This is a genomic window from Peribacillus faecalis (genome assembly GCF_014712675.1).
Classification (GTDB): Bacteria; Bacillota; Bacilli; order Bacillales; family DSM-1321; genus Bacillus_AD; species Bacillus_AD faecalis.
This window is the reverse complement of the sequence record NZ_JACXSI010000015.1, coordinates 66,032-76,270: the sequence shown is the minus strand read 5'-3', so window position 1 is coordinate 76,270 and position 10,239 is coordinate 66,032. Positions and strand designations below refer to the sequence as shown.

The following is a 10,239-nucleotide window of genomic DNA, read 5'->3' as shown; positions in this document are numbered from 1 at the left end:
AAAAGCTCCAGAAGGCTATGTGAAAGATGACACTGTTTGGACCATCACAATTGGTGCAGGAGAACAACGTCATGTGACGCAACCAGTTGCGAATACACCAGTAGGTTCTGTTGAAATCATAAAAGTAGATGCAGAGAATGGTAAAACACTTCAAGGAGCAGAATTTACACTTACTGATCAAGAAGGAAATGTAATTACATTGACTACTGATGAAAATGGTAACGTAACATTCAATAAACTTCCATATGGTGAATATCAATTGGAAGAAACGAAAGCTCCAGAAGGATATTTACTACCTGAAGATAATGTACGGGAAGTAACAATTAATGGTCAAAGTGTAGTATCAATTAAAATTGCTAATACAGCGGAAAAACCAAGCCTAGCTGTAACAAAAACAGCAGATAAAACACAATATATGCCGGGCGAAACTGTAACATATACTATTGAAGTTACTAACGACGGCAACGTTGATTTAGAAGGCATTACGTTAGAAGACGTCTTTAGCAAAAATGATAGTTTAGCAGATCAACAATTAACAATTGAAGGCTATGAAGGAGCATTTGACTTAGCTGTTAATGAAACAGCAAGCTTCACGTCTACATTTGTCGTTCCTGAAAATGATCTTGCTGATACAACATATAAAAACGTTGTAACGGCGACAACAGGTGACACTACAGGTGAAGATGAAGAAACAGTTATAGTTAATCCGACATATGCATTCACAATTGAAAAAACAGCAGATAAAACAGAAGCAACAGTCGGTGATACAGTAACATACTCAATCGTTGTAACAAATACAGGCAATAAAGCTTTAACAAACGTTAAAGTTACAGACGATATGATCGGTCTTGACACTGTCATTGATCAATTAGAGGTTAATGAGTCTAAAACATTAACTGGCAAGTATGTATTGAGTGCTGGTGACATTGGTGATTTAGAAAATATTGCAACAGCTACAGTAGAGGTAGACGGCAATACAATTACCCATGAAGCTTCTGCAGTTGTTAAAGTATCTGCTAAAGTTGCAGCGACAGTAGATAATGAAACTCCAACTACCATCGACAAGATTGTAACTTGGGTTCAAAATCCGCAAACTGGCGATGCAACAATCAATACTTTATTAATCCTATTTGTTTTCGTACTAGCTGGAAGCGGTCTATACGTTTACAGAAGAAAACATAGAGGTTAAGAGAAACTAGGAATATATCAGTCTATATCGTATTATAGCGACTGATGTATGATTATGCTAAAAACCACCTCTAACTATGGAATGTTCCATTAGTCAGAGGTGGTTTTTACTTTTTGTTTCCAAGAAGAAAGACTCTCAAGGGAGATTCTAGAGAGTCTTTTAAATTACATATAAATATACACACAAGAAATGCGCCAAGCTGCCGAGCATGATGAAAATGTGGAAAATCTCATGAAAGCCCATATGTTTAGTACTTAGCCATTTTGGCTTAAATCCGTAAATAACGCCTCCAACTGTATAAAAAATCCCGCCCAATACTAGAAGGAAAAAGCCTGTCCCACTTAAAACATCCGCCAAAGGTTTAACAGCTAAAATAATGATCCAGCCCATCACAAGGTAAATGCCAGTTGAAATCCATCTTGGGCTAGTAAACCATACAATTTTAAATACAATTCCCAGTATGGCTAATAAAGTAATGATTGAAAAGATAACCCAGCCAGCCATTCCATCTAAACTGATGAGACAAAATGGTGCATAAGAACCTGCGATTAGCACGAAAATCATCGAATGATCAATTCTTCTGAAATAAGCGATGATACGATCCTTGGCGATAATCATATGATAGGTGGCAGAAGCAGAGTATAGAAGAATCATGCTGATGCCGAAAATGATGATCGCAGTTATATGTAAGACGGATTCATGCAGACTGGCTGCCTTAATAACCATAGCTAAAAGACCGACAAAAGCTAGAACAGCTCCAACTAGATGAGTCAGACCATTCACTGGTTCCCTAATATATGCATTCATTTTAATATCCCCTTTGACTTCATTATGTAGTTTTTATAACTACTTATAATGATATAACCATTTCGATATATAGTCAATGTTTACTTTTTAGTGGTTTGTTTATAGAATATAGGTACATATAAATGAAAATGAGGTTTTAGTATGGAGAAATTACAGTCTTTTCTAGAGCGGCTGAACCATGAACAAAATATATCGCTGAATGATATTCCGGAAATCGATTTGTATATGGATCAAGTCATTCAATTGTTTGAAAATAAATTTAACGGTACGAGAAGAAATGAAGATGAAAAGATCTTAACAAAGACGATGATCAACAATTATGCAAAAGGGAAACTGTTATTTCCGATAAAAAATAAAAAGTACTCAAAGGAGCATATTATTCTGATCAGCCTCATTTACCAGTTAAAAGGCGCTTTATCAATTAAAGATATACAAGCAACTCTACAGGGTATCCACGAGCAAGCTACTGAAGGAAATCTTGATATATTCTATGAACGTTACCTTCAAGAGAGTGAAGAGAACATTGATTCTATTAAAGAAGATGTAAATACAAGAATGGAAAAATCGATTATTGAAGATGATGAGTATTTATCAAAAGTTTTGCTGATTGCTTCTTTAGCCAACATGAGCAATCTCTACCGAAGAGCAGCTGAAAAGCTAGTGGATGACATAGTCATGGGGGAAGTTGAATAAACCTATTCAGATATAATATTCCTGCAGGGTCTCTTAATGAAAATTTAGAGACCCCTTTTTATGCTTTTAGAAATAATGTGTTGAGAATGTGTGTAAAATGTTGCATCTATTCAAATGTCTATGTTTTTATATTCAAATGACTAGACATTTAAAATTATGTTGATATAATAATAAATGTAAGCGGTAACAAACCAAAAATCATGATTAGTCAAGAACTTATTTTCTTTCAATTTAAAAATGTAAGCGTTTTAATATCTTGCTAGTCAAAATTATAAAAAAAGGAGCTTGTTCATTATGAAAAAAATTCTATTAGCTTGTAGTGCAGGGATGTCAACTAGTTTATTAGTAACAAAGATGGAGCAGCATGTAGCAGCAATCGGAGAAGATGTGAAAATTTGGGCAGTTGGACAAGACAAAGCAAAAACAGAAATGGCCAATGCGGATGTTGTTTTAATCGGACCGCAAATGAGTTTCTTAAAAGGTGAGCTTCAGCAAGCTGCTGACCAATACGGTATTAAAGTAGATGTCATTGATATGATGGCCTACGGAATGGCAGATGGAAAAAAAGCATATGAGCAAGCACTTTCTTTAATCGGGTGATCAAAATGGAAAAATTACAATTAGAAAATTTAACAGACGAGCAAATCAGTTTTCAAATAATTTTACATAGCGGAAATGCACGCAGCAAAGTCATTCAGGCGCTTCGTGTATATCGTGAAGGAAGAGTGGAAGAAGCAGAAGCTCTAATTCAGCAAGCAGAAGAAGATTTGAGCGTATCCCATGATATTCATTTTCAAATGGTGCAAAAAGAGGCATGCGGTGAGGCATCACAGTTTTCATTGCTGCTGATGCATTCGGAAGACCACTTAATGTCGACTTTGACAATGAAGGAACTTGTAAAGGAATTGCTGGAAATATTTAAAGTGAAAGACTTGCAAGTTGCCGGTGTTTGATAAGTAACCGCCTATATCGGGCAAGCGAGTTTATACATTAAAGAATGATTAGGAGGCAGTAATGTGTTTGAGAAATTCAGTAAATTCTTAATGCCGATTGCAGGTAAATTGAATAACAACCGTTATTTGGCAGTGTTACGTGACGCATTTATGTTGTCATTCCCGTTAACAGTTTTCGGTTCATTTGTTTGTGTACTTCTAAACTTGCCATTTTTAGATTCAATGTTAAGTGAAGGCACGATTACTACGTTACGCGATACATTTGGAGTTGCACAAAGTGCAACAATGAGTATCATGACTGTATTTGTTGTATTCGGTATTGGGTATTATTTATCAAAAAGTTATAACGTTGAAGCTGTATTCGGTGGTGCTGTAGCTTTAGCATCATTCTTATTCTTAACTCCGTTTGTCATTGAAACGACCGGAGGGGAAACAGTTTCAGGCGTCCTTTCCCTTGATCGCCTTGGTGCAAAAGGGATGTTCCTAGGTATGATCACAGCGTTCTTAGCAGGTGAAATTTACCGAAAAGCTGTACAAAAAGATATTACAATCAAAATGCCTGCCGGTGTGCCGCCAGCAGTTGCGAAATCATTCGCTGCATTGATTCCTGCATTTATAACATTAACTGTATTCTTAGCTTTACACGGAATTGTTACATTAGCATTTAAAACAAATTTACATGATGTCATTTATCAAATGATTCAAGCTCCGTTAACTGGTTTAGGCGGCGGAATCATTCCGACATTAATTGTTGTATTCCTTGTTCAAATTTTATGGTTCTTCGGTCTTCATGGTCAAATTATCATGAACTCTGTTATGGACCCGATTTGGAACACGTTAGCTCTTGAAAACTTGGATGCATATACTGCGACTGGTGAAGTGCCACACATCGTTTCTAAACCTTTCATGGAAGTGTTTACAGTAGGTATGGGCGGAACCGGTATGACGCTGGCGGTAGTAGCGGCTATTATCGTATTCATGAAAAGCAAACAAATGAATCAAGTGGCAAAATTAGGTCTTGGACCTGGTATTTTCAACGTCAATGAACCGATTATCTTCGGATTGCCGATCGTTATGAATCCGATGATTCTTGTACCTTGGGTATTAGCTCCAATGATAGTAACAGGATTTACATACTTTGTGATGAGCATCGGTCTTGTGCCTCCTCCAACAGGTGTAACAGTGCCTTGGACTGTTCCGATTGGATTGAGCGGATATTTGGCAACGAACTCAATTATGGGTACTCTACTTCAATTGGTGAACTTCTGTATCGTGTTCTTCATTTGGTTCCCATTCCTGAAAGTCATTGACCGAATGAATATGAAAAAAGAACAAGAAGAAAACAGCGCAGCAGAAGTAGCAGCAACTATTGAAAAATAAAATTAAATCCAGTGGGAGTGAGGATTGCTTCCGCTGGATTATTTTTAACGAAAATTATGTATGAAAAGGAGCAATTGATCGTGATTACAGCAGAAAGAACAAAACTAGAGGCTGAAGCAGCAACTATTACATATCGTTTTCCGGAAAATTTTTGGTGGGGCTCTGCTGCATCGGCAACTCAAACAGAAGGTGCTGCCGATGTTGATGGAAAAGGGAAAAACATTTGGGATCACTGGTTTGAACTAGAGCCAAATCGATTCTTTAATGGTGTAGGTCCTGAAAAGACATCGCAATTTTATACGAAATATAAAGAAGATATTGCCTTAATGAAGGAACTTGGCCATAACTCCTTCCGTATGTCGATTTCATGGTCACGCATGTTTCCGAATGGAACAGGTGAAGTAAACCAGAAAGCAATCGAGTTTTATAATAATGTCATTGATGAACTAATTGCTAATGGCATTGAACCATTTGTCGGTCTATTCCACTTTGATATGCCGATGGCGATGCAAGAAATTGGAGGCTGGGCTAATCGTGAAGTCGTAGATGCTTACGAGCGATACGCAACATTTTGCTTTGAAACATTCGGAGACCGTGTGAAAAAATGGTTTACCCACAATGAGCCGGTTGTACCTGTAGAAGGTGGGTATTTATATGATTTCCATTATCCGAATGAAGTCGATTTCAAAAAAGCAGTTCAAGTCGGTTACAATACGATTATTTCCAATGCGAAAGCTGTTGCAGCATACAGACGTTTAAATCAGGATGGCCAAATTGGTATTGTCCTCAATTTAACACCTTCTTATCCGCGTAGCCAAAACCCTGCTGATGTAAAAGCATCTGTGATTTGCGATGCGATTTTTAACCGATCATTCCTTGATCCTACGGTAAAAGGGGAATTCCCTCAGGAGCTGGTCGATATTTTAAGGGAATATGATTTTTTGCCTGAGATGGAAGAGGGAGATATAGAGCTTGTGAAAAATAACACAGTTGACTTGCTTGGTGTTAATTATTATCAACCTCGACGCGTTAAAGCGAAAGCAAACATGCCAAACCCGGATGCACCGTTTATGCCAGAAAATTTCTTTGATTACTACGAAATGCCAGGACGTAAAATGAATCCGCATCGCGGCTGGGAAATTTATGAAAAAGGCGTTTATGATATTTTTACAAACTTACGTGAGAATTACGGCAATATTGCATGCTACATTTCAGAAAACGGAATGGGTGTTGAAGGCGAAGAGCGCTTCCGAAATGAAGATGGTATGATTGAAGATGACTATCGTATCGAGTTCATTCAAGGCCATTTGAAATGGATTCACAAAGCCATTCAAGAAGGAGCTAATGTGAAAGGCTATCATTTATGGACTTTCATGGATAACTGGTCTTGGACAAATGCATACAAAAATCGTTATGGGTTTGTTTCAGTGAATCTTGATAAAGACGGTGAGAGAACAGTGAAGAAAAGTGGCTATTGGATTAAAGAAGTAGCAAAGAATAACGGATTTTAATTTGTGAGAAGGGTTGAGATGACAAAAGTTAATTTAACTTTTGTCATAGTCTGTTATGTTAAGAAATATTCAAAATATAGCCGATGATATACATGACTTGGATAATGATAGATACTCGTGTATCTTTTTATAAAGAGATTTTTGAGGAACAGGGTGGATCGTGATGAATAAGTATGAAAAAATTTCAATTGAAGTAAGGGATCGTATTAAAAGTGGCTATTACCCGCAGGATCATCCAATCCCTGATGAGCATAGTTTGGCTAAAGAATTCAATTGTAGCCGAATGACTATTAAACGTGCTTTGGATGTGCTGGTAATGGAGGGTTTGCTTTTCAGAAAACGAGGACACGGTACATTTATTATACAAACTAAGGTTAAAGATACTGAATTGAATGTAATGGGCGGGGAAAGTCTTGGTTTTTCCAGATTAGTGACGAATCAGCAAGTGAAAAGTAAAATCATTGCTTTTGATATTGAGTTTCCTACTGACGAAGTAGCTAACCAGCTAGTGATTGAAAAAAATGAACCTGTTTATCATCTTATTCGTCTTCGCATTGTTGATGATGAGCCTTACGTCATTGAAGAAACATATATGCCTTCAAAATTAATTCCAGACATTACAGAAGACGTATTGCATAAATCTGTATACCGCCATATCCAAGATACACTTGATTTGAAAATTGGCGTAGCCCATCGTAAAATTCGAGCGTGCAAGTCAAATGAATTCGATCAGAAATACCTAGATTGCAAATCGGATGATCCAGTTTTAGAAGTGGAACAAGTCGGCTATTTAAATACAGGTATTCCTTTTGAATATTCTTTTTCCAGACATCGCTACGATAAATTTGTTTTTACAACTGTGACAGTTACAAAATAATAAAACTTCGTTTAGGAGGATTCAATATGCTAGTTGGAGGAATAGAGGCCGGCGGTACAAAGTTTGTTTGTGCTGTCGGTGATGCACTTGGGAATGTTCAGGAGCGCATTTCTGTTCCGACTACTGTTCCTAAAGAAACGATGGAAGAAGTGAAGGCATTCTTTCGTAAGCATGAGATAAAGGCTTTAGGAGTAGGCTCGTTCGGCCCAATAGACGTCGATTTGAAAAGCCAGACATTTGGAACGATTACCTCGACTCCTAAATTGGCTTGGCGAAATTATCCACTTGTGGCTGAATTAAAGAAGGCTTTTCCGATTCCAATCGGCTTCAACACTGATGTGAATATCGCAGCCTTGGCGGAAGCGACAACTGGGGCAGCTAAAGGATTGGATAGTTGTCTTTATATTACTGTGGGAACAGGTATCGGTGCTGGAGCAGTCGTGCAAGGAAAGCTTCTACAAGGTCTTTCTCACCCGGAAATGGGACATATATTGGTTAGACGCCATCCTGATGATCGTTATAAGGGGAAATGTCCATATCACGGAGATTGCTTGGAAGGCTTGGCAGCCGGCCCCGCTATAGAGGAGCGGTGGGGAGAGAGAGGTCAACATCTTCATAATCGTGAAGAAGTATGGAATCTGGAAGCGTACTACATGGCTCAGGCATTAATGCAATACATCTTGATTTTATCGCCGAAGAAAATAATTTTGGGCGGTGGAGTCATGAAATCCCCGTCTGTTATCAGCAAAATTCAAGAAAATGTTAAAGAGCTGTTGAATGGCTATGTCGTTCTGCCAGATATGAAAGAATACATTGTACCACCAGCACTTGGAGATAATGCCGGCGTAACCGGAGCGTTAATCTTAGCCGGACAGGCATTTGAACATCAATGAATGGAGAATAGAAGGTGGAACCATTATTTTAAAGCCGGTATTTAAGATTATTGTATCGCATATATAATAGAAAGGTCTGACTAAAGTGTTTTTAGTCAGACCTTTTGTGTTTGGAGATAGAATGTGTGCCCAAGCTATTACCGACATAAGGGCACATAATTGTATTTTAGTATAGTCCGTTGCTTGTGCCGATACGGTTAGCGCCGGCTTCTACCATTGCTTCGATTAGTTCTTTTGTGCGTACACCGCCGGAAGCTTTGACACCTACATTTTCACCGACATGCTTTCTCATTAGAGCAACATCTTCTGCAGTTGCACCGCCTGTTGAGAAACCAGTTGATGTTTTAATGAAGTCAGCGCCTGAATTTTTAACAATTTTGCTGACGATTTCAATTTCTTCTTTTGTTAAAAGGCATGTTTCGATAATGACTTTGACAAGTGCCTTTCCTTTTGCTGCTTCAACGACTGCTTCGATATCTTTTTGAACAATGTCGTATTTGCCGGCTTTCAATTCACCGATATTAATGACCATATCGACTTCTTCAGCCCCATTCGCAATCGCATCTTTCGTTTCAAATACTTTTGTATTCGTTGTGTTTGCTCCTAATGGGAAGCCGATTACTGTGCAGACTTTCACATCTGAACCTTTTAATACATCTGCAGCAAGCGGTACCCAATATGGATTGATGCATACAGAAGCGTAGTCATGCTTCAAGGCTTCTTCAAGTACGTTTTGTACGCCTTCACGCGTTGTATCAGCTTTTAAAATTGTATAGTCAATCAGTTTGTTATAATTCATGGAATATATGCCCCCAAAGATTAATCAATTGTAAGGCTACTATAACACAAAAAAAGAACAAATGTAAAATCCAGTTTTTACATTTGTTCTATATATTTAAAGCTTCATTAATTTATTTGCGGTGAAACGATCGGTAATCAGTGTATTAGCAAATTTATGAGATAGGGCGGTATCAATCGCATTCACTTTTGATTTACCGCCGGCGATTAAGACTGCTTTTTCTTTATTCTTCAAGTCTTCCAATTCAATGCCGAATGTGCGTGTGTTCAGCTGTTCATTGCAAATGCGGCCGTCGCTGCCGAAAAAGCGCGAGCATATTTCACCGACTGCTTGCTCTTGAAGCTGCTTAAATTCGTCTTCGGTTATGTAATTCATTTTATATAATAAAGAGTCTTCCGAAACTGATCCGATTGTATATAAAGCAATGTTGGCTCTATTCATTTGCTGTAACACATGCGCGATATGACGGTCTTGGGCGATCAAATTTTTTAGCTCAATCGAATCAAAAATGACCGGAAGCGGAATGAATTGTCCAAACGCTTTATATGCATCAGTGAAGCGGCGCATAATATCATTGTCATGCGTTTCATTGTGTGAATAGCTCATGCCGCCCTTCAGCTGAATCACTTCAATACCTTTGACATCCTTTGGCTGCAGTGCTTTTGCAACTTCGTAAAGGGTGCTGCCCCACGTGACGCCAATCATATCTCCGTCTTTAATAATTTCATTTAAATATTCGGCAGTTGTTTTTCCTAAGTATTTTTTGATTTCTTGCTCTTCATCCACGGGGGCGAAGGCGATACGTACTGTGTCCAGTTTGTATTTTTTTCGTATAGCAGCTTCTAAGTTCGCTGTTTGGTCGCGCGGATCGTGGATGATTATGCTGACGAAGTTTTTTTCTTTAGCATGCTTCAACAGCTTTGAAACAGTCGGTCTGGATATATCGAGTGCTTTGGCGATATCGTTTTGGTTTCTATCTAATTCATAGTACATTTTCGCGACATCGATGCTTAGCAAATCTTTATCTTCGTACATGATATGCTCCTTTATATTCGTTGCTTGTTACAAATATCATATACTTTTTTGCCGGCAGTGGCTAATTTATCTCGATATTCGCATACCCATGAAAGTCCGGCT

11 protein-coding genes are annotated in these 10,239 nt (G+C 38.1%); 8 read left to right on the top strand and 3 right to left on the bottom strand.

Annotated features, from left to right (window positions below):
• On the top strand, window positions 1-1,189 hold a 1,189-nt coding region (locus IEO70_RS07885), incomplete at its 5' end, for a DUF7507 domain-containing protein (RefSeq protein WP_206711531.1).
• Between the two features lie 159 nt (window positions 1,190-1,348).
• Here IEO70_RS07885 and trhA read toward each other — a convergent pair.
• Complete coding sequence (gene trhA / locus IEO70_RS07880; RefSeq protein WP_190997826.1) at window positions 1,349-1,996, bottom strand: PAQR family membrane homeostasis protein TrhA; 648 nt, start codon at window positions 1,994-1,996, stop codon at window positions 1,349-1,351.
• A gap of 141 nt (window positions 1,997-2,137) precedes the next feature.
• On the opposite strand from trhA, the gene IEO70_RS07875 reads away from it, so the two are divergent.
• From IEO70_RS07875 to IEO70_RS07845, 7 genes are all read left to right on the top strand, one after another.
• Window positions 2,138-2,689, top strand: coding sequence for a DUF1836 domain-containing protein (locus IEO70_RS07875; RefSeq protein WP_190997825.1), 552 nt, complete (start codon window positions 2,138-2,140; stop codon window positions 2,687-2,689).
• A gap of 294 nt (window positions 2,690-2,983) precedes the next feature.
• Window positions 2,984-3,289, top strand: coding sequence for a PTS sugar transporter subunit IIB (locus IEO70_RS07870; protein WP_190997824.1), 306 nt, complete (start codon window positions 2,984-2,986; stop codon window positions 3,287-3,289).
• A 5-nt stretch (window positions 3,290-3,294) separates the two neighbouring features.
• A complete protein-coding gene (locus tag IEO70_RS07865; RefSeq protein ID WP_190997823.1) occupies window positions 3,295-3,642 on the top strand; it encodes a PTS lactose/cellobiose transporter subunit IIA in 348 nt (115 codons plus the stop codon).
• 63 nt (window positions 3,643-3,705) lie between these two features.
• Window positions 3,706-5,022 (top strand): PTS cellobiose transporter subunit IIC, encoded by a 1,317-nt coding sequence (gene celB / locus IEO70_RS07860; RefSeq protein ID WP_190997822.1) that lies wholly within the window; start codon window positions 3,706-3,708, stop codon window positions 5,020-5,022.
• 83 nt (window positions 5,023-5,105) lie between these two features.
• The gene (locus tag IEO70_RS07855; RefSeq protein WP_407948849.1) at window positions 5,106-6,533 is read left to right on the top strand and encodes a glycoside hydrolase family 1 protein; all 1,428 of its coding nucleotides are present in this window, start codon (window positions 5,106-5,108) and stop codon (window positions 6,531-6,533) included.
• A 163-nt stretch (window positions 6,534-6,696) separates the two neighbouring features.
• A complete protein-coding gene (locus IEO70_RS07850; RefSeq protein WP_190997821.1) occupies window positions 6,697-7,410 on the top strand; it encodes a GntR family transcriptional regulator in 714 nt (237 codons plus the stop codon).
• Between the two features lie 26 nt (window positions 7,411-7,436).
• Window positions 7,437-8,303 carry an ROK family protein gene (locus IEO70_RS07845; RefSeq protein ID WP_190997820.1) on the top strand — a complete coding sequence of 289 codons (867 nt, stop codon included), beginning with the start codon at window positions 7,437-7,439 and terminating at the stop codon, window positions 8,301-8,303.
• 166 nt (window positions 8,304-8,469) lie between these two features.
• Here the strand turns inward: IEO70_RS07845 and deoC are convergent, their stop codons facing one another.
• Window positions 8,470-9,102, bottom strand: a complete 633-nt coding sequence (deoC, locus tag IEO70_RS07840) for a deoxyribose-phosphate aldolase (protein WP_190997819.1) — start codon at window positions 9,100-9,102, stop codon at window positions 8,470-8,472.
• 96 nt (window positions 9,103-9,198) lie between these two features.
• Window positions 9,199-10,137 (bottom strand): sugar-binding transcriptional regulator, encoded by a 939-nt coding sequence (locus IEO70_RS07835; protein WP_190997818.1) that lies wholly within the window; start codon window positions 10,135-10,137, stop codon window positions 9,199-9,201.
• Window positions 10,138-10,239: the final 102 nt, after the last annotated feature.

Excerpts from the sequence above, each read along its gene's own strand:
- trhA (WP_190997826.1), bottom strand. The coding sequence starts at position 1,996 with ATGAATGCATATATTAGGGAACCAGTGAATGGTCTGACTCATCTAGTT.
- IEO70_RS07875 (WP_190997825.1), top strand. The coding sequence starts at position 2,138 with ATGGAGAAATTACAGTCTTTTCTAGAGCGGCTGAACCATGAACAAAAT.
- IEO70_RS07870 (WP_190997824.1), top strand. The coding sequence starts at position 2,984 with ATGAAAAAAATTCTATTAGCTTGTAGTGCAGGGATGTCAACTAGTTTA.
- IEO70_RS07865 (WP_190997823.1), top strand. The coding sequence starts at position 3,295 with ATGGAAAAATTACAATTAGAAAATTTAACAGACGAGCAAATCAGTTTT.
- IEO70_RS07850 (WP_190997821.1), top strand. The coding sequence starts at position 6,697 with ATGAATAAGTATGAAAAAATTTCAATTGAAGTAAGGGATCGTATTAAA.
- IEO70_RS07845 (WP_190997820.1), top strand. The coding sequence starts at position 7,437 with ATGCTAGTTGGAGGAATAGAGGCCGGCGGTACAAAGTTTGTTTGTGCT.
- deoC (WP_190997819.1), bottom strand. The coding sequence starts at position 9,102 with ATGAATTATAACAAACTGATTGACTATACAATTTTAAAAGCTGATACA.
- IEO70_RS07835 (WP_190997818.1), bottom strand. The coding sequence starts at position 10,137 with ATGTACGAAGATAAAGATTTGCTAAGCATCGATGTCGCGAAAATGTAC.